This window comes from Candidatus Methylomirabilota bacterium, from assembly GCA_003104975.1.
Taxonomy (GTDB): Bacteria; Methylomirabilota; Methylomirabilia; order Methylomirabilales; family Methylomirabilaceae; genus Methylomirabilis.
Genome location: PQAM01000010.1, coordinates 300,440 through 319,279, shown reverse-complemented (window position 1 = coordinate 319,279; position 18,840 = coordinate 300,440). Strand labels below are relative to the sequence as shown.

General features: G+C 61.2%; 26 protein-coding genes. 12 read left to right on the top strand and 14 right to left on the bottom strand.

Annotation, left to right across the window (positions count from 1 at the left end; translation table 11 throughout):
• The first annotated feature begins 5 nt into the window (after positions 1-5).
• From C3F12_08420 to C3F12_08370, 11 genes are all read left to right on the top strand, one after another.
• Positions 6-266: a hypothetical protein gene (locus C3F12_08420; protein ID PWB46078.1), complete on the top strand. Its 261-nt coding sequence runs from the start codon at positions 6-8 to the stop codon at positions 264-266.
• Positions 259-975: a TVP38/TMEM64 family protein gene (locus C3F12_08415; protein PWB46077.1), complete on the top strand. Its 717-nt coding sequence runs from the start codon at positions 259-261 to the stop codon at positions 973-975. The genes C3F12_08420 and C3F12_08415 overlap by 8 nt, the downstream gene beginning before the upstream one ends.
• Positions 976-979: 4 nt before the next feature.
• Entirely contained in the window at positions 980-1,741 is a 762-nt protein-coding gene (locus C3F12_08410; protein PWB46076.1) for a hypothetical protein, read from the top strand.
• Positions 1,698-2,480, top strand: a complete 783-nt coding sequence (locus C3F12_08405) for a glycosyl transferase (protein ID PWB46075.1) — start codon at positions 1,698-1,700, stop codon at positions 2,478-2,480. The genes C3F12_08410 and C3F12_08405 overlap by 44 nt, the downstream gene beginning before the upstream one ends.
• The gene (locus tag C3F12_08400; protein PWB46074.1) at positions 2,480-3,898 is read left to right on the top strand and encodes a pyridine nucleotide-disulfide oxidoreductase; all 1,419 of its coding nucleotides are present in this window, start codon (positions 2,480-2,482) and stop codon (positions 3,896-3,898) included. The genes C3F12_08405 and C3F12_08400 overlap by 1 nt, the downstream gene beginning before the upstream one ends.
• Before the next feature lie 39 nt (positions 3,899-3,937).
• Positions 3,938-4,276, top strand: coding sequence for a hypothetical protein (locus C3F12_08395; GenBank protein ID PWB46073.1), 339 nt, complete (start codon positions 3,938-3,940; stop codon positions 4,274-4,276).
• Positions 4,277-4,294: 18 nt separating this feature from the next.
• Complete coding sequence (locus tag C3F12_08390) at positions 4,295-5,047, top strand: hypothetical protein (protein ID PWB46072.1); 753 nt, start codon at positions 4,295-4,297, stop codon at positions 5,045-5,047.
• A gap of 138 nt (positions 5,048-5,185) precedes the next feature.
• Positions 5,186-5,599 (top strand): heavy metal-responsive transcriptional regulator, encoded by a 414-nt coding sequence (locus C3F12_08385; GenBank protein ID PWB46071.1) that lies wholly within the window; start codon positions 5,186-5,188, stop codon positions 5,597-5,599.
• An 11-nt stretch (positions 5,600-5,610) separates the two neighbouring features.
• The gene (locus C3F12_08380; GenBank protein PWB46070.1) at positions 5,611-8,064 is read left to right on the top strand and encodes a copper-translocating P-type ATPase; all 2,454 of its coding nucleotides are present in this window, start codon (positions 5,611-5,613) and stop codon (positions 8,062-8,064) included.
• A gap of 189 nt (positions 8,065-8,253) precedes the next feature.
• Entirely contained in the window at positions 8,254-8,589 is a 336-nt protein-coding gene (locus C3F12_08375) for a hypothetical protein (GenBank protein PWB46069.1), read from the top strand.
• A 44-nt stretch (positions 8,590-8,633) separates the two neighbouring features.
• Positions 8,634-9,533 carry a hypothetical protein gene (locus tag C3F12_08370; protein PWB46068.1) on the top strand — a complete coding sequence of 300 codons (900 nt, stop codon included), beginning with the start codon at positions 8,634-8,636 and terminating at the stop codon, positions 9,531-9,533.
• A gap of 172 nt (positions 9,534-9,705) precedes the next feature.
• Here C3F12_08370 and C3F12_08365 read toward each other — a convergent pair whose 3' ends face one another.
• The 14 genes from C3F12_08365 to C3F12_08300 all read right to left on the bottom strand — a co-directional run bounded on the left by C3F12_08365 (position 9,706) and on the right by C3F12_08300 (position 18,438).
• Positions 9,706-9,921 (bottom strand): hypothetical protein, encoded by a 216-nt coding sequence (locus C3F12_08365; protein PWB46067.1) that lies wholly within the window; start codon positions 9,919-9,921, stop codon positions 9,706-9,708.
• Positions 9,918-10,118: a HicB family protein gene (locus C3F12_08360; protein ID PWB46066.1), complete on the bottom strand. Its 201-nt coding sequence runs from the start codon at positions 10,116-10,118 to the stop codon at positions 9,918-9,920. Before C3F12_08360 ends, C3F12_08365 begins: the two co-directional genes overlap by 4 nt.
• Positions 10,119-10,333: 215 nt before the next feature.
• Positions 10,334-10,492 carry a hypothetical protein gene (locus C3F12_08355; GenBank protein ID PWB46065.1) on the bottom strand — a complete coding sequence of 53 codons (159 nt, stop codon included), beginning with the start codon at positions 10,490-10,492 and terminating at the stop codon, positions 10,334-10,336.
• A 146-nt stretch (positions 10,493-10,638) separates the two neighbouring features.
• Positions 10,639-11,070, bottom strand: a complete 432-nt coding sequence (locus C3F12_08350) for a hypothetical protein (protein PWB46064.1) — start codon at positions 11,068-11,070, stop codon at positions 10,639-10,641.
• 326 nt (positions 11,071-11,396) lie between these two features.
• On the bottom strand, positions 11,397-11,633 hold the full coding sequence (locus C3F12_08345) for a glutaredoxin family protein (GenBank protein PWB46403.1): 237 nt from the start codon (positions 11,631-11,633) through the stop codon (positions 11,397-11,399).
• A gap of 463 nt (positions 11,634-12,096) precedes the next feature.
• Positions 12,097-13,005, bottom strand: a complete 909-nt coding sequence (locus C3F12_08340; GenBank protein PWB46063.1) for a hypothetical protein — start codon at positions 13,003-13,005, stop codon at positions 12,097-12,099.
• Between the two features lie 40 nt (positions 13,006-13,045).
• A complete protein-coding gene (locus C3F12_08335) occupies positions 13,046-14,137 on the bottom strand; it encodes a chromosome partitioning protein (GenBank protein PWB46062.1) in 1,092 nt (363 codons plus the stop codon).
• Positions 14,131-14,472: an aromatic ring hydroxylase gene (locus C3F12_08330; GenBank protein ID PWB46402.1), complete on the bottom strand. Its 342-nt coding sequence runs from the start codon at positions 14,470-14,472 to the stop codon at positions 14,131-14,133. Before C3F12_08330 ends, C3F12_08335 begins: the two co-directional genes overlap by 7 nt.
• 62 nt (positions 14,473-14,534) lie before the next feature.
• Positions 14,535-15,800, bottom strand: coding sequence for a hypothetical protein (locus C3F12_08325; GenBank protein ID PWB46061.1), 1,266 nt, complete (start codon positions 15,798-15,800; stop codon positions 14,535-14,537).
• Between the two features lie 31 nt (positions 15,801-15,831).
• Positions 15,832-16,398, bottom strand: coding sequence for a universal stress protein (locus C3F12_08320; GenBank protein PWB46060.1), 567 nt, complete (start codon positions 16,396-16,398; stop codon positions 15,832-15,834).
• A gap of 261 nt (positions 16,399-16,659) precedes the next feature.
• The gene (locus tag C3F12_08315; GenBank protein PWB46059.1) at positions 16,660-17,325 is read right to left on the bottom strand and encodes a Crp/Fnr family transcriptional regulator; all 666 of its coding nucleotides are present in this window, start codon (positions 17,323-17,325) and stop codon (positions 16,660-16,662) included.
• A 174-nt stretch (positions 17,326-17,499) separates the two neighbouring features.
• Positions 17,500-17,727, bottom strand: coding sequence for an AbrB family transcriptional regulator (locus tag C3F12_08310; GenBank protein PWB46058.1), 228 nt, complete (start codon positions 17,725-17,727; stop codon positions 17,500-17,502).
• Positions 17,728-17,841: 114 nt separating this feature from the next.
• Positions 17,842-18,141 (bottom strand): addiction module antidote protein, HigA family, encoded by a 300-nt coding sequence (higA, locus tag C3F12_08305; protein PWB46057.1) that lies wholly within the window; start codon positions 18,139-18,141, stop codon positions 17,842-17,844.
• A 12-nt stretch (positions 18,142-18,153) separates the two neighbouring features.
• Entirely contained in the window at positions 18,154-18,438 is a 285-nt protein-coding gene (locus C3F12_08300; GenBank protein ID PWB46056.1) for a plasmid maintenance system killer, read from the bottom strand.
• Between the two features lie 135 nt (positions 18,439-18,573).
• On the opposite strand from C3F12_08300, the gene C3F12_08295 reads away from it, so the two are divergent.
• On the top strand, positions 18,574-18,795 hold the full coding sequence (locus C3F12_08295; protein PWB46055.1) for a hypothetical protein: 222 nt from the start codon (positions 18,574-18,576) through the stop codon (positions 18,793-18,795).
• Positions 18,796-18,840 lie beyond the last annotated feature (45 nt).

Here is an 18,840-nt window from a genome sequence, read left to right as displayed (position 1 = left end):
AGGCCGTGGGCCTGCTCCAGCGTGCCATCGAAGTGGAAGGGATTCCGACAATTGGAATCACGCTGCAGGAAGAGGTAACAAAAAAGGTGAAACCGCCCCGTGCGCTCTATCTCCGTTACCCCTTTGGTCATCCTCTCGGTGAAGCTTTTGCCGTGAAGCAACAGCGGACGATCCTGCTCGATGTATTGAAGGCGTTGGAGACCATAACCGCACCCGGGACCATCCTGGAGCCTGGGTATCGGTGGAGGAGGCATCGCTTTGAGTGAGGTCGCTCAAAAGTCATCGACACGATGGGTGCGCCTGCTCGTGTTCGGCGGGCTCATCCTGGGAGGGGTGTTTTTGGCCAGGATGTTTGGGCTCCAGGAGATCTTCGGCCTGAAAAACCTTGCCCATCTAAAGGTATGGATCGACAGTTTCGGGCCAGTCGCTCCGCTGGTCTACATCACCGGCTACATCTTAGCCGAACTCTTCTTCGTCCCTGGTCTCCCGATTACGATCCTGGGCGGCGTAGTCTTCGGCCCGCTCTGGGGAACGGCCTATGTGTCTATCGCCTCCACCATCGGGGTGGCGCTTACCTTCCACATCGCTCGCTATGGCGCGAGGGGGATGGTAGCCCGGTGGGTCTCGGAGAACCCAAGGCTTGCGAAGATCGACCAGGCAATCGCGCGATACGGGTGGCGAATCGTCATGATCACCCGTCTGGTCCCTCTGTTTCCTTTCAATCTCCAAAACTATGCCTATGGCCTGACCAGGATCGAGTTTGGGCGGTACCTCTTCATCTCTTGGGCCTGCATGCTCCCGGCGACGGTTGCCTACACCTTCGCGGGTGGCGCCCTCGCTGAAGGAGGTGGGGATGTCCAGCGGACCCTGACGTATCTGGGGATTGCCGCTGTTCTGCTGGTCCTGCTCTCCCTGGTTCCGAGATGGCTCAAGCGAACCAGCTCAGTGGCGGACGATTTGGTAAAGCTGAGGTGAACTGATGGCAAGAAGAGTTCGATGGCTCGTCTCCTTCGCTCTCGGTGTAGCGCTCTCGCTCCACGCAGTCGTTCAAGCCCTGAGCGGAGACATCCAGGTCGTGGGCCGGTTCGGTCCTTCAACTAGTCCGGAGGGGTTTCCCAACGGCTGGAAGCCTCTGACATTCCGGAAGATCCCCTCGCAAACCCGTTACACGATGATTCGAGAGGGGGAGCATTACGTCGTGAAAGCGGAAAGCCATGCGTCGGCTTCCGGCCTGTACAAGGCGCTGGACCTCGATCCAAAGGTCTACCGGGTTATCTCCTGGCGATGGAAGGTGGAGAATATCCTCGCGAAAGGGGATGCCCGCCGCAAAGAAGGCGACGACTATCCAGCCCGTCTCTATGTGGCCTTCCAGTACGACGCTCGCAACGCCACACTCTGGGAGAAGACCAGCTATGGAGCCTACAAGCTCATCTACGGCGAGTACCCGCCAAAAAACGTCATTAACTACATCTGGGACAGCCGACTGCCCAAGGGGACAGCCATCGATAGCGCCTACACTGATCGGGCGAAGATGATCGCGGTGGAGAGTGGGGCGGAACACGTGGGGCGGTGGGTGCGCGAGGAGCGGAACCTTTACGACGATTATACGCGTCTCTTCGGCAAAGCACCTCCACGAATCGCCGGCATCGCCCTCATGACCGATACCGACAACACCGGCGAGGACGCAGTGGCGTACTATGGCGACATCGTGCTCCAGTCGGTGGATAGCGGCGACCGCTAGGAGGGAGGAGAGCTTGCTGAGCATTATCATTCCAGCGCTCAATGAGGCGAAAAATCTGGAGCGGCTCCTACCCCATCTTCGGGTGATCTGTCCGGAAGCCGAAGTGATTGTCGTGGATGGCGGCAGTGAGGATGGGAGCAGCGCCGTTCTGCGTCGGTTTCCATGGGTAAGATGCCTCTCGAATGAGCGGGGGAGGGCCAGGCAAATGAACGCAGGCGCGAAGGTGGCAAACGGTGGAGTGCTCCTTTTCCTCCATGCTGACATCCTCTTGCCAACCGAGGCTGAAGCAGCGATTGCGGAGGCCTTTCGCGACCCCGAGATCGTGGCGGGACGCTTCGATGTCCGGTTCGACAATCTCCGTCCGATCTTCACGGTCATCGCCTTTTTTATCAACCTCCGCTCACGCCTCACGAAGATCTGCACCGGTGATCAGGCCCTCTTTGTGAGACGGCAAACATTCGAAGAGCTCGGAGGGTATCCCGACATCCCCCTGATGGAGGATGTGGAGCTGACGAAGCGGCTGAAAGGGGTGGGGGGGATGGCATGCCTTCGCTTGAAGGTCACGGCATCGGCGCGGAAGTGGGAGCGGGACGGGATCCTTTGGACCATCCTGTTGATGTGGGCGCTCCGCTTCCTCTATTTCGTTGGTGTGAGCCCCGATCGGCTCCACCGGCTTTATTACGGCCACGAGCCTTCATCCGATATTAAACAGTCCGCTTCGAGCGTGAGGAGGAGCTGATGGACACCTTCGATCTCGCCGTGATCGGCGGCGGCACGGCGGGGCTTGTGACGTCTGCCGGCGCTGCGTCCCTCGGCGCCAAGGTCGCCCTCATCGAGCGCGACCGGCTTGGGGGAGAGTGCCTGCACACGGGCTGTGTCCCCTCCAAGGCCCTGATCCGCTCCGCGAAAGTCCTGCACCTGATGCGCCGGGCAGCCGATTTTGGTCTGAATCCGCCCGAGGTCTCTTTCGATTTTGTAAAAGTGATGGACCGGATGCGACAGGTGCAAGCGCAGGTAGGAAAGCACGACTCCCCGGAGCGATTTAAGGGGCTCGGCGTCACGCTCTTTTCCGACCAAGCGAGCTTCCTCTCCCCTACAGAGCTCAAGGTTGGCGGGGAGCCGATTGCCGCCAAGAAGGTGGTCATCGCCACCGGCTCAAGGACCGCTGTGCCTCCGATTGAGGGCCTGGCGGAGGTGGGCTTCCTCGACCACGTCGGCGCATTGACGCTTTCGCATCTCCCTCGATCGGTCGTCATCCTGGGGGCAGGGCCTATCGGGATCGAGTTCGCCCAGCTCTTCGCCCGCTTCGGCGTCCGGGTAACAGTCTTAGAGGTGGTGGGGCAGATCCTGCCCCGAGAAGATCAAGAGGTCGCCCAGGCGCTGGAGGCGATCCTGCGGGCCGAGGGGATCGACATCCACACCTGCACCAAGGCCTTTCGAGTGGAGCAATCCGGGACCGAGAAACTAGTCCATGGAGAATGCACAGGTGCATCAGTGACCTTCAGGGCCGAGGAGATCTTCCTGGCGACTGGCAGGCGGCCGAATGTGGAGGAACTGAACCTCGAGGCGGCAGGGGTGAGCTATAACAGTAAGGGGATCATGGTGGACGAGACGTTACGGACCCGCGCTCGGAACATCTGGGCCTGTGGCGACATCACGGGGAAGCTCCTCTTTACTCATGTAGCCGAGTACCAGGCCCGTCTGGTCGTCCGCAATGCGCTGTTCCCCTTCAAAAGCAGGGCGGACTACTCGGCCGTCCCCTGGTGCACCTTCACCGATCCCGAGGTGGCCAGGGTGGGCTTGACCGAGGCCGAAGCCAGGGAGCAGTTCGGAAATGTGAAGGTCTATCGTTATCGCTTTGGCGACCTGGACCGGGCCCTCTGTGATGGCGAGGCGATGGGCTTGACCAAGCTCGTGTGTACGCCGAAAGGCAAGATCGTGGGAGCCCATATCTTGGGCCCTCAGGCCGGTGATCTCATTCAGGAGGTAATCCTCGCGATGCGGAAGGGGCTCCCGGTCGGCGCACTTGCACAGACCATCCATGCCTACCCTACCCTCGTCGAGGGCGTGCGCCGGGCGGCTGATCAGTACTACCGGGAAAAGCTCTCCAGCGGGCCGCTCAAGGGGTTCCTTCAATTGCTTATGCGTCTTGGCTGAGAATGGATATGGAAACGGCCCATCGGGTGGGAGGATGAGATGTTGAGGAGAACGTGGTATTGGCTTTTCGTGGGCTTAGTGGCCTTCGCGACCTCGATGTGGGGTTCAGATTCGGCCCTGGCGGAGAGGGCGGGGCCTTTTACTGGGACCGTGGACGGCGCACCCATCATGACCGTCCTGCCGAAAGACGCGATCCCCGCCATCGATCATCCCACGTTCGTCTCCGCTACCGAGGGCGATCGGGTCATGCAGCCGGAAGAGCCGATTCTGGCTGTGACCGATGGGAAGGTCGCCAAGGCCTACTCACTCTGGCAACTCAACCACCATGAGATTGTGAACGACCAGCTCGGGAGCCTGCCGATTGCCGTGACCTGGTGACCCCTCTGCTTTACGGGCATCGTGTATGTCCGGCCGACGCACCAGGGCGCGCCGATCATCTTCGGGGTCAGCGGACAGCTCTGGAGGGACGCCTTGGTCATGTATGATCGCGAGACCGGCAGCCTCTGGAGCCACGTCACAGGAGGTGCCATTGTCGGGCCGCTGAAAGGGCAGACCTTGACACCCTATCCGGCCTCCCACACCACCTGGAAGCAGTGGAGACGACTCCATCCTGATACCCTCGTCCTCTCGAAGCAGAGCGCCTTCGGGGTCGAGGGAACCCATAATGCCTACAGGCGCTACTTCGAAGACCAGGAGAAGCTGGGGATCTTCGGAACCAGGAATCCGGACGCTGTGCTTCCTGGAAAGGAGTTCGTCCTGGGATTGAGTCTGGGCGACACGCGAGTCGCCTATCCCTATCGCGATCTGAACCGCCAGCCACTCGTGCAGGATATGGTGAACGGCGAACCGATCCTGGTGGCCTTCTCGGCAAAAGAGGCGACGGCAGTGGCCTTCTCGAGGCGGGTGGGGGAGCGGGTCCTGGAGTTTGCGAATCTGCGCGAGGCGGATGGCGACCTGGTGATGGAAGACCGGCAGACCGGTTCGACGTGGCAGGTGCTCACCGGTACGGCCATCAAGGGCCAGCTCACCGGCAGTCGGCTGCGTCAGCTTCCGGCCACCAGGGCCTTCTGGTTTGCGTGGAAAGGCTTCTATTCGCAGACCCGTCTCTGGCGTGCTTCACCACACCTCCCTTCGCACTTCCAACCGTAAGGTCCTAGGGCACATTCCTGCCTGGTTAATAGTCTTTCTGAGTTCAGTGCAAATCGGAGATCCATAAAAAGTTCTCCGCACCCCTTGACTCCGTACCTAGGTACAGGGTCTATGTTATAAGTGAGTTAAGGTGAGAAGATGCAGACATTGACGATCGGGCAGTTGGCGAAGCAAGCCCACGTGAATGTTGAGACGATTCGCTACTACGAGCGGCGAGGGCTCATGACCGAACCGCCCCGACGCGAATCCGGATATCGTGAATATCCCCTCGAGGCCGTCGAGCGGATCCGGTTCATCAGGCGCGCCCAGGAGTTGGGCTTCTCGTTGAAGGAGATAGGCGATCTGCTCGCTCTGCGCATCGAACCCGAGACAACGAGCGCGGACATCAAAAGACGGGCAGAGGCCAAAGTCGCCGATATCGACGCGAAAGTTCGCGACCTGGAACAGATGAAGACGGCGCTGATGAAGTTGGCTGCCGCCTGTCGCGGACGCGGCCCCACCAGCGAGTGCCCGATCCTGGAGGCCCTCGCATCGGAGGGGAGAAATACGTAAGGGAGGCACACATGAGCATGGAAACGACCATTGAATCTACCGAGCGCTTTTGGAGCGACGAGCCTTCGAAACGACCAGGCCGGCGGCGAATCCGCGCCCACATTGGCGGGCTGCACTGTTCGTTGTGTACCGGCACCATCGAGCGGGCACTGGGCAAGCAGACCGGCGTGGACAAGGTCGCGGTGAGCCTGACCCATGAACAAGCACTGATCGAGTACGACCCCGCGCGTGCGCGGGCCGAGGAGCTGCTGCAGACGCTTAAGGAGATCGGCTACACCATCTCCGATCCGCGCAAGCTGCGTGCGTTTGAGGAAGAAGAGCGGGCGCTGGTGCGCGAGCGCGAGCGGTTCCTCGCCGCGCTGGCCATGAGCATCACCGCGATGGGGTTGGCCGGGTACCCGCTCGACAGCCCGTGGTTTGCGCTCTGCGCGTTTTCCATCGCAAGCATGGTGGCCTTTTCCTTCGTAGTCCTGCGGAGCTACGGCGCGTGGTGGGCGCTGGCCGGCTCGGTCTTGCTCGCCGCGTTTGGGGCAGGTACGTACGCTCTGCAGTTGCGCGGCGCGTTCGGCGGCGCCACGCCGTGGCTTGCCGGCGCGCTCGCCCTGAGCGTCATCTTCGGCGTGGGCGGGCATATTGCGCACATGGGCCTCATGGCGCTGCGGCGCGGCATCCTGAACCAGCACGTGCTCGTCGAGGCCGGGGCATTCGCAGGACTGACCGGCGGTGTAGTCGGCTTGGCCTTCGACCTGCCGGATTATCCGACGACCGCGTTTTTCTCAGTGGCAGTGATGGTTCTGGCCTATCACATCTTCTCAGAATGGCTATCGCTGATCGTGAAAACCCGCAGTTCGCAGGCGGTCAAGAAGCTGCTGGACCTGGAGCCTGACGTGGCCTCTATCGTCAAGGATGGTACGGAGCAAGAAGTGCCGCTCGAAGCGGTGCGCGTCGGGGACGTGGTCCGCATTCGGCCGGGCGGGCGGGTCCCGGTGGACGGTCAGGTCGAGTCGGGTGAATCGGATGTGGACGAATCCCTCGTCACCGGCGAGCCGCTCCCCGTGGAGAAGCGCCCGGGCGACCGGACGGTGAGCGGTTCCCTCAACGGTCGCGGCACGTTACTGGTGCGGGTGACGGCTGTGGGTGAGGAGAGTTTCCTCCGACAGGTGATCCGCAGTGTCGAAGACGCGCGGGCGCTGAAACCAGGCCTGCTGCACCTTGTGGACCGCGTGCTGCGCGTCTACACCCCGGTGGTGCTGCTCACTGCGGCCGGCGCGACCCTCGTCTGGGCGCTCGGCCCGCTGGTCGTCGGGGCCGCGCCCGATCTGCGTCGGGCGATGTTCGCCGGCCTGAGTGTGCTAGTCATGGGCTATCCCTGCGCGGTGGGGATCTCGGCGCCGCTGTCGATCGTGCGAGGCGCAGGCCAGGCGGCCGAACGCGGTGTGCTGATGCGCACCGGTGAGGCATTTCAAGCCCTGCGACGCGTGCAGCGCGTAGTCTTCGATAAGACGGGTACGCTGACCGAGGGTCGTCCTGCGTTACGGACGATCGTTCCACTGGCCTGCCCGGAAGACGAACTGCTGGCGCTGGCTGGAGCCGTCGAGGTCGGGTCTGAACATCCGCTCGCCCGCGCCGTGGTGGACGAGGCAACCAAACGGCATATCGCGCTACCGGAGGTACAGGAATTTGAAGCCGTGGCGGGTCAAGGCGTCCGGGCGCGTCTTAACCATTCGCGGGTGCTGGTCGGCAGCCCTGGTTTTCTCGCGAGCCAAGCCGTCAATCTCCAGCCACAGGAACGGCGCATCAAGGCAATCGAAGCGCAAGGCCTGACCGTGATCGGCGTGGCGCGGGGAGACGAACTGCCGGGCCTGCTGGCGCTCGGCGACGGTCTGCGGCCCGACGCAGTGGAGACGGTGCGCCGCCTGCATGCGCTCGGCATCGGAACAAGCTTGATCACCGGCGACAACGAGGAGGCGGCGCGTTATTTCGCCCGCGCCGCCGGCATCGCCGACGTGCATGCGCGGGTGCTACCGGCCGAGAAGGCGGCGATGATCCGCACGCTTCAGGAGGGCGGTCGTACGGCCATGGTGGGCGACGGCATCAACGATGCACCGGCGCTCATGCAGGCCGAGGTCGGCATCGCCTTCGGCAGCGGAGCGGACATCGCCATCGAATCCGCCGATGTGATCATCCTCAACCAGCGGCTGGGCGCTGTGCTCGACGCCTACGAGGTCAGCCGGTACAGCTACCGAAAGATGGTGCAAAACGTCTGCCTGGCCTTCCTGTTCAACGGTGTCGGGATTCCGGCCGCCGCGACAGGATTGATCTACCCCATCTGGGGCATGGTGGCCATGGCGGCCAGCGTGACGTCGATCTTCATCAATTCCCTGTGGGGCCGCGGCGCCTACTTCTTCGAGGCCATCAAGGGGGTCGGGCAGCACTCGCAGATGTCTTCCAGCGTAGAGGCTTAAGAAAGGAGGAGCGGTATGGGAAAGCGAATAACGCAGGTCTCCGCTGTGATCGGATTGGCTGTGGTCCTGGCCTTAGCGTGTCCCGCGTTGGCCTTGGCCGAGATCAGGCAGGTTCAGATGGGTGTCGACGGGATGGTCTGAGCCACCTGAGCCTATGGGGTCCGAAAGGCCCTCACACGCCTGGATGGCGTGGACACGGTAAAGGTCAGCCTGAAGTTGGCGCAGGCAGAAATGAAGCTGAAGGAAGGCCAGCCAGTCGAGGTGGAGAGGCTCAGGCAGCTCGTTGTGGATGCAGGGTTTACACCGACCTGGATCCGGTTCGAGGCAATAGGCCGGCTCACCACCAGAGACGGCACTTCCTTCTTCAAGGTCGAGGGAACGGATCAGCTTATCGCGCTTGTGGCCGATGAGCAGCTCGAGGCGCTGCGGAAGGCCACTGGGCAGGACGGCAAGCGCGTAGCTATCGTCGGGATGATCCCGCAGGAGAAGAACAGGGCCCAGGTTGAGCGGTTTGAGGTCCCATAGCAGAAACGGCAAACGGAAAACGGAAAGAGAGGTAAGGGGTTCAAATGCTGCACCATACCAGAGGGCGGTGGTTCAGCGTTCTCGGATTGGTTGCTGCGTGCTGGGTGTTAGGGCCGGACCCGAGCTTGGCCGATCCGATTGTCGGTGTCGGGCCTACCACGCTGTTTTCCCTTGGGACAGCCGTGCGTGGGCTCGGGGTGTACACCCGTCTGAGTGAAGGAGGTAACCACCTCACCATCTGGGAGGCCCCGGTCTTGGCGCTCTATTCCCCTCGACGCGATCTCAACGTGGCGCTGAGTTTCCCGTATGTCTCAAAACATCTCACGCTGGAGGATGGCCGCCGGCGTGGCGCTGAGGGAGCCGGGGATATGCGGCTCTTCGGCCTCTACCGGTTCTTCCGGCAGGACCGGCCTCATGGAATCTTCGAGGCCACGCTGTTGGGCGGTCTGAAGCTTCCGACCGGCGACAGCGGGCGGCGCGATAGCCAGGGGCGGCTTCCGCCTGCCTTGCAGCCGGGGTCAGGCTCGGTCGATGGCCTGGTGGGGCTCAATCTGGGTTCGATTAGCCGGCGGTGGGGACTGTACCTCGGGGCGTTGGGCAAGGTAAATAGCGAGGCGCAAGGGTTTCAGGCGGGGGATACGGTCTCTTACAACCTCGCCGTCCAATATCAGCTCTTTCCGGACTGGCCGATTCGGGACCTCTCCCAGTTTAACCTAAGCCTGGAGCTGGTGGGGACTACGGCGACGAAGGATGCGGTCAGGGGTGCTACCGTGTCGGAGTCCGGTGGGACCGAGTTCTTCCTGGCGCCGGGCTTCCAGTATTTTCTTGGTCCACAGTGGGTGGTCGAGGCGGCGGTGGAGGTCCCCATCAGCCGAGGCCTCGACCGGTCCTTCGGCCTCAAGCCTGACGTGATCGTGATCTGGGGGTTCCGGGGGGTGTTCTAAGAGGGTTACGGTAAGCTAGTGCTTCATTGCGAAAGTTAGCGCATATAAGCCGTCATGCCCGCGAAGCTTGTCCCCGCAGGCTTGAAGCGGGGAGCGGGTATCCAGTAAAATCAATGGATTCCCGCTTAAGGACCGCGGGAATGACGGTACGGGTATTATTACAGTTATTGATCTATAGATCTTCCGGCTTCAATCCGGTTCGCTTGGCGATTCGGCTGAGCATGCGCGGTCCGATTTCGTCCCGATCGTGGAATGCGAAGACAAAATCTGGCCAGCCTGGGCGAGAGAGCACGTGGTGGGAGCCTTTGGCCTCACGCTTCATGGTCCAACCGAGCCGCAAGAGGGCGGAGAGTACCTGCCGGGCTTTGGCTGAAGGCCACTCGGTCATGCAGGGACCGCGAAGAGTTCATGGAGTTCCGGAATGGTTTCGCCGTGGTCAAGTCGATCAGCGATCACTCGGAGGGCAAGGGATTGAACTTTAACGAGCGCATCTTCACGCGTTTCCGCATAGACCATGACCCCCGGCAGATCGGGCACCTCGGCGATCCAGCGACCGTCGTTCTCACGCTCGATCTCGATCTTCACCGTATCGTCCTCCCCATACCTGTAGGGTATCGCTTTTCCTACTTTGCAAAGCGGGGTCGTAAAACGTCCAAGAAGTAGAGTGATTCTCCCGCTGCTCCAACGAGTTGTCAAGGTGTTCCATCAGGCCAGGGGTGGGAAACCGCGTGCAGAAGCGGTGACCTTGCAGTCGGAGCTCTGGTCAGCTCCCTTCTTGAGCTGGCCTGATGTAGGTGGATCTACTGGGGCGTCGCCCCAAAACCCGCGCGCTTTACCGCCTCGATCATCTGCTCGATGGTCACGGCGCCCTGTTCATACGTCACGCGCGCGAGCTTGTCCTTGAAACTTACCTCGGCGCGTGTAACGCCCTTCAGCCCTTCCAGGGCCTTCTTGACCACGAGGGGTCAGGCCCCTCACGTCATACCGTCAATTCGCAGGTGAACGACGGCAGTTTCTGCGGCCAGTCCTTGCCTCAAAACGAGGAGGAACGATACGCCAAGCCCCCAGACGAGGAAAGATCGGCGATTACACGGAAGCAGTGTGCTCATTTCATATCTCCTTCGTGTCCCATGACCGGGTGATCGGCGGTGGAAACAGACGCTGGCGTCGTATCTGAGGTGCCGGATGTGGCGCGCATCAACAGGTCGGCGGTGAAGTTCGGGAGTTGATCCAGTGCAACGGCTCCGGCTACAATAACGGTTGCAAGCAGGAGGAGCGCCAGGTTCAATCGTCCACCTGACATCCTGCAACTCAGCGCATTGCAGCGCTTGCGCTCACGAAGGTAAAAGGTCCAGCCGATGGCCACCCCGATGATCCCCGCTGGGATAAAGATGGCCCGGTACCGCATGGTGGTCATCATGAAGGCGCCGCTCCCCAGCCCCAGGACAATAACCGCAAGCGGCAGGAGACAGCAGAGCGAGGCGATCGTCGCAGACGCCATTCCAAAAAAGCCGGACTTCACATCCGATACCCGCATGTCTTTCACACCTCATATCTTCTCCAGCGCATAAGCGCCGTAGGCATAGGTCACCCGTTGCGTGATCCCGTGGCACTCGATGGTGTCACCAGGCTGCACGTCATCGGGAAGCACAAGCAATTCATCTCCCACGGCACAACTCGCCGTCTTGAGCACCACGGCTGACCACTTGCCCCTGTGCTCGCTCACCCGGAGCGAGAGGCCCGCTCAGTTAGGACAGGCGATGATGTCGCTTGAGCGCGTCTGCGGCGGAAGCTCGATCTCCTGCCCGCATCCGCTACAATGAACCTCGACCATTCCACCTCCGAGACCGTACCGCAATAGCCTTAACTAAGCCCGAGCAGCCGTTCGAGCTTCCCGCGGTCGAAACCGACAACGACTTCGCCATCGATCACCGTGACGGGTGTCGCCCGATAGCCGAGCTTCAGCAACTCCTCCAGCGCTGCCGGGTCTTCCTGAATATTCTTATCCACGAAGGCGATACCGTTATGAGAAAGAAACTCTTTCTCCTGGTGACAGGACCCTCACCCAGCTTGACTGTAGACAGTGATCTGCTTACCCATCATATTGTTCCTCCTCGCCTCTCATCTTACCACCGACCGTTCCCTGTTGATAGCATCCCAAGACCCCGGAGTTTCAGGGATGCGCGTGCAGGCCTAGAGGTGCTCAGCGTTCTTGGTCGCCATCTCACGCGAACGCTGGAGGATGCGCTTCACCCGCTTATCAGCAATCCCGATAGACCGTATAGCGCCCATGAGTGGCAGTGGTGACATACTTACACCATTTCAGGCAGGCGAGGTGATTCGACCAGGCTTTACGACGGGGCTCTCCCGGAACTTGTGCGGGTACGGCAGGACGTGCTTACAGAAGGCGTCGAGTAGTTCACAAGGAAGTTGAAGGTGAGAAAACGATCGCGACGCGGGTCACGAGACGATGTGACCCGCGTCGCCTTTCGGAGGTTTCTGAGTTCTACAGCAGGCGTTGATAGAGAGCGACGGCGTCTGCCGTGGGGGGATCGCTAGCCGCCTACATGCAGGAGTGGCCGCCCGGCTTCAACTCGTCCAGTAACGCCATCATGGAGTTGTGGACATCCGCGCCGATCTTCTCGTTCTCAAAGCGCTCAAACTCCTCACTCAAGTGCGCCTGGTCATCCGCGCTCAGCATATTGTCCGCCATGGCGTACAGGATCATGTTCTCTTTATCGATGTGGGGCCGCAGCATCTGGATATAGGCCCGCCCGTTCCGGATCACCTTCTGTGCGGCAGCCGGATCGGTCCCAAGCGCCGCGGCGGCATCGGCCATGTCACGGATGTAGGTGCGCCCCGCCTCGTGCTCCGACAGCATCACCGCAATCGGTCCGCCCTGCAACGGAAAGCCGCGGTTCACCATAGTCTTGAACAGCAGGTCTTCCTCCTTGCCGTGATGGCACGCATCGGCGAACGTCCGGATAAACTTGACCGCCTTCTCGAAGTAGGTCCGATCCGGCGCCGCGCCGGCCTCCAGCGCAATCAGCTTTCGCTCCAATCCATCCAATGCCTGGAGGATCAGGGTATGTTCGTCCTTGAGGGTCTGGGTCGGCGAGCCGGTATGGGCATGCTGGTGTCCGTGATGTTCGTGTCCATGGTGTGCATGATGCTCGTGCATATGGTGCCCGCCGCAGCCCATTCCCTCGGCTGGTGCATGCGTACCGGCAGCGGCGGCTACCCGGCGGATGGCCACCTGCCATACGTCCGGACCGGCCTCCAGATAGCGCCACTCGAACTCTCCGGTCCGTTCGGCGGCAAAGGTGTAGTACAGCGGCTTCGGATCGTGGTCGTTGACCAGGAGCATCGTATCCCCGACCGCCAGTTCGTCAAACACGCGAAAGATGGTCGGATGCTTCTGCGGAATCGGCAGGACGCGGGCATCGACGGTTGCGGCATAGTTCCCCGACATAGTGACTTCCTCCTTCAATGAAACAGAGCGTTGTTGGTTGTTAGCGGATGGTCATCTGAGGCATCGCCTCGGCGGCCGTCTCGGCCGCCAGACGCACCTTCTCCGCGACAGCGCGGAAGATCTGCGCCTCAGCCGACTCCGGCATCGCCACGACGATGGGGGCGCCATGATCCCCGCCCTCCCGGATTGCCGGGTTCAAGGGGATCTCCCCCAGGAATGGGACCCCGAGCGACTCGCTGACCTGTCGTCCGCCGCCGCGGCTGAAGATATCGGTTTCGCCCTGACAGTGGGGGCAGATGAAGTAGCTCATATTCTCCACGATCCCCAGGATCGGGACGCGGGCCTCCCGAAACATCCTGAGACCCCTCTCGGCATCCATCAAGGCTACGACTGACGGGGTGGTTACGATGACCCCGCCGGTCAACGGCACCGACTGGACGAGGGTTAACTGGGTATCCCCGGTTCCAGGGGGCAGATCGACGATCAGATAGTCCAGCGCGCGGTCGTCCAACCCACCCCAGTGAACCTCGTGCAGGAGCTGTTTCAGGGCCTGGGCCACCAAGGGACCGCGCCAGATGATCGGCGACTGGTCGCCCAGCAGATAGCCGACCGATATCACGTTGAGGCCGTACCGTACGAGCGGGACAATTTTGCCTTCATGCGCCTTGGGACGACCCACCTCGCCCAGCATCCTCGGTACATTCGGTCCGTAGATATCGGCGTCCAAAAGACCCACCACCGCCCCTGATTGGGCGAGGGCCAGGGCGAGATTGACGGATACCGTACTCTTGCCGACACCACCCTTCCCGGACGCCACGGCGATGATACGCCGAACCCCTGGCAGCGGGGCCGGTCCTGGTGCCGACTCCTGGGGTGCCTGGCGTCGGACGGTCTGGATATACAGCGTACCGATCCCAGGGATGCGACCGAGTGCTTCACGGACCGAGGCCTCCACCTTAGCGATGACCTGCGTATCCTCGGTCGGAATCTGAAGATCGAGGTAGACATCCGCGCCCTCGACCCGCGTATTCTTGATCATGCCGAAGGAGACGAGGTCGCGGCTCATCCCCGGGTACTTGACCTCCCGAAGCGCTGAGATGATCGTATCTTCGGTTAACCGAGGCGTTACCATGCGGGCGCCCCCCGTCCGGCGTTCGCCAGCGCCCGCTTCCCCTCGGGCGAGATCATGTCCGGATTCCAGGCCGGTTCCCAGACGATCTCGACAGTCACACCGGTGACACCCGGTATCTCCCGGAGGGCGCGGTCGACCGCCTGGACGAAGCTGGCGTGCATGGGACAGCCGCGCGTGGTCAGGGTCATCCGGATCCCTATATCGCCCCCTTGCATCTGAACGTCGTAGATCAGACCCAGATCGACAATATTCACGCCCAACTCCGGATCAATCAGCCTCCGGAGCGTGGTGTAGATCTGCTCTTCCGTTATCGGTGATGTTCCCGGTTGCGTCATCATACCTCCTTTTGCTGAACCATTACGGCTTGGACCTCCCGGCCTTTGAACCGCGACCCTGCTTATGCCCCTACAGTCTGCGCCTCCGGAAGCGGCGTCAGGCGAGGGACCAGGTGGCGATAGATCCGACATACGGCCACGGCGAACGCCAGACCCGCCATAGCCAATGTGACTGTACCCACCTGCAGGAGCAGCCAGGATGTAAAGATCACCCCGGCCACGGTCATCACGATGCCCGCACACAGCAACCAAAACTCCGTCCGCGGCGTCGACTCGCCCAGGAGCTGGGTGGCAGCCGGAACCGGCCGCAGTCCGACCAGGTCGCTATAACGGTGGTGCCAGACCAGGAATGGAATAATCTTGTACATCATACCAATGATCATGACCGAAATCCAGCCGAGAAGCGCCAAGGCCCCATAGCCGAAGGTCAGCCTCGCGCCGAACTCGTCGCTCGACACCCAACCGGTACTCAGCCACACCCCCAGGACCGTCACCATGACCAGCGTGCCCAACGCGCTCAGGGAATGCCGCAGCCCCCAATCCAGCCGGGGACGTCGGCGCGTCCGCAGGACCTCGCGCATCGTCTGCAGAAACAGCCCGACCGCAGCGGCGATCAGAATAGCGAAGAGCACGGCCAACGAACTGTGCAGCAGCAGCGTCAGATACAGGCCCACCAGACCGACGTTCAACAGCCAGAACTGCAGGGACGGCAGGCGCTCATCGCGCAGCTCGCTCAGGCTGAACATGGGGATCAGTTTATACCCCGCCCCGAAGATCATCATGCTGGCCCACCCGATGCCGGCCAAGTGGGCGTGGGCGTGAATGGTCCGCAGAACCTGGCCTCCCAGGAAATCGAACATCTTGTCGAGCGCCATCAGATTTCCCATGATCACGGTCGAGGCCAGGTAGACCAGCGCGGCCGCCACATGTCGCCCGATGATGTCCCAGCGTGGGAGCTGCCACATTGTCCGCCCCATATTGATCACAAAGAGTGTGACAGCAATCAGCACCAGGCCCGCGCCGATCGCGACGCCGTGATGGTGGCCCATCCAGAAATGGCTGACCATCAGCGTGACGCCGATCAGCATGATCCAATACTGCCAGCAGGCCAGACGCTCGCTCCACAGCGTGGTCTCCAGGGCCACCGGGACCAGTTGGAACGACGCCCCCATGATCGTCATCGTGATCCACCCGAGCGTCAGCAGATGGGTGAGGGCCAGGACATTGCCCTGATAGTAGAAGTCCAGCAGGTTGTCGACCTGCCACGGCGCCCACAGCAGGGCGCCCACAAAGGCCGCCTGCGCCGTCACGAAGTAACGCAGCGGCACCCAGAGGGACGGCTGGCGGGCCGGGGCGGCGCTACTTCCAGATACGGGTCTCGAACCAACCATTCGTCGTCTCTTCGGTGGAGAAGCTGAAACCCCGCTCCTCAAGCTTCGGATAGAGCAGCATCGGCCGTCGGTCGGTCATCGCCAGGATCTGCCCGCCCGCGGTAATCCGCGGGAGATTCTCCAAGATCTTCGCCATCGGCTGCGGCGGCTCCAGACCGCGGGCGTCGACGACGATGGCATCCCCGGTCGGCGGTGCGGGTCTTGACGCGGCAGCAGGCGCCGGCGCGGCTGCCGAACAGGCATCCGTCCGATAGAACGTGATGCACCAGTCTTCCGGACCGCGTTTCTGCGTCCAGTGGGCGAAGCCCCGCTGCGCCATGACACCATACAGCGGGATCGGCTCAAAGATATTGTACAGCGTAAAGACCTGGTCATCTCGAAGCGACATAACGGTCTGCATGATCCGTTGAAACGGCTCTTGTCCCGCCCGTACCTGATCGCGCACATCCAGGGTCACGCGGCGATCATCGGGTACGTTTCGAATCGCCTCCGGCATCGACGCACCCTCGCCGTGACAACTGCTCTCGTTCATCATCGATTACCTCCTTTTTCTCGGGTTACCTGCCACTTGATTGCAATATACCCATGACGTCATTCCCGCAGTCCTTCAGCGGGAATCCATGTTTTTACTGGATACCCGCTTTCGCGGGTATGACGGTATATGTGCGCTAACTTTCGCAATGAAGCACTACTCAGCGTCGAGTGTAGTATAGGGGAGAGATTCTGGGATGTCTGCGACTTTAGTCTCACAGTCTACAGCCTATAGCCTGTAGCCTATGGGAAGAATAAGGCAAGATCAGAGCATACGGATCAGGGCAGCCCGGCTCACGATCACAACCCCGTGGCGATCAAACGTAATGGCGCCCTCCTTTTCCAGGGCCTTAAAGGCCCGGCCGATCATCTCGCGGGCCGTTCCCACAACCGACGCCATCTCCTGTTGCGTGGACTGCTGCTTCAGACGCAGACCGCCTTTGCCGTCATCCTCGGCCATCTCCAGCAGATGCTTGGCCACGCGGCTGGTTACGCTGCGAAACGAAAGATCCTCCACCTTGCGGGTAAAGTAGCGGAGTTTCCCGGCAAACGCCTTCAGAAAACCGATCGCGATCGCCGGGTGCGCCTCGACCAGCCGCCGCATCCCCTCGCGCCGGATACCCCAGAGGGCCGTCGGCTCCACCGCCTGGGCATTGGCGGGGTTCGGTCCATCGTCGAAGATCGGGACCTCGTTGAAGCAATCCCCGGCCTCCGCAATCCGAAGGACCTGCTCGCGCCCATCAGGCGAAAGCTTGAAGATCTTCACCTTGCCGGAACGAACCACGTACATCGCCTGAGCCGGCTCCCCCTCCGTAAACAGCACCTGCCCTTTCTCTAACTGCACCTCGAAGGCGTTGGCGCGGATACCCTCCAACGCCCGCGCATCAAGGTCCTGGAAATAGGGAATCGCTTTCAACTGCTCCGATGACATGGTCACCTGATATAACGAAACGGGGGATGTTTCGGATCCTCGGTCTTATTGTAGGAGGACACACAGCACAGGTCAATCATTGCTCCGCTCTCGCAATGACACGCGTAGCGGACAGCGGCTCGGTTCAAATCCATTGGATGCGGGCGAGGTGGTTGACCTTGCTGAGGCCACCGGTCACACAAGGTCCTTTTTTCGCTCCTGCAAGAGCCGCTTGGCGAGCGACGGCGTTTTTGGCAGACACCCCATAGCCGCCGCGATCGGATCCGCAACGGGTGGGATCAAATGGATGACACCGCCGTATTCGAAGACCTCCAATTCGGACCCCGTGGTCATGTGGTACTTTTTTCGGAGCTTGGCCGGAATGACAACCTGGCCTTTCGCCAGGATCTTCACCGTCGCCATGGTTTAACCTTTCTCGCTAAAGATTATACATAATGATCGTACCATGCCGGCCGTCGTATGAAGCTGCGTCCCTACGCCAGTAGGTAGCCCTGCGACCTGCCGGAGAGGATGAAATCAAGCCCTCGTGCCGATAGGGTGAAAGCGCTTCACCTTTACGCGGGCGCTGTGCATACGGGCCTGAGCCGCATCGTATCCGGCCTGCATGTTAAGCAATAAATCCATGTTGACGCCGAACGCCTTTTCCAATCTCAGCGCCATGTTAGCCGAGACAGCCGCCTTGCCATTGGCGACATCAGACAGCGTAGCCCGGCGCACACCAAGGATCTCCGCTGCCTTGGTGATGGAGAGGCTCAGCGCGCCCAGCACGTCCTCACGGATGATTTCGCCGGGATGGGGCGGGTTCTTCATAGCCATCACTCAATCCTCCTAATGGTAGTCCTCAAAGTTCAGGTCCGTGACCACATTACCTTTGAATGTAAAGGTCACGCGCCAGTTGCCGGTAACGGTGATGCTGTATTGACCTTTGCGACCGCCTCTCAGCGGGTGTAATTTCCATCCCGGCACGGTTTGCACTTGCGACAGATTGTCAGCGAACTGCAGCGCGGCGAGTATCGCCTTGAGTTTTCTTACAGACCCAGCGGGCAATAGGCTGCCGTCGTCATCCTCGTACAGGCGCTTGAGACCCCTGTGCCGAAATGTCCCGATGTGCATGGCATACTGTACGCTATGGCCGTACGTGTGTCAAGCTCCATCTCGGCGCGTCTACCAGGGGCGAGAGGGGCTCGACTCACCCGACTGCGGCAGCGTATCGCTGAGACATAGCGCCGGCGAATAGTCGCGCCCCAAGTGGGGGTTCTTTTCACCTCGTTCGGCGGGTCTCGCTGCCGCCACAGATTTTTGCCTACGCCAAAAAGCGTATTGAGAGGGGGGGGGGGGGGGGGGGGGGGGGGGGGGGGGGGTGGGGGGGGGGGGGGGGNNAAATTGTTTTTTCATTTCCCCCCCCCCCCGTACCTATATTGCAGCAGGAATTTTTTATCTATAGCGCGGGCCGCGGCAGATCCCATCTGACTAAGAGGGCCTGTCGCGACGTCGCAGTCCGGAACTCCGAGCAGA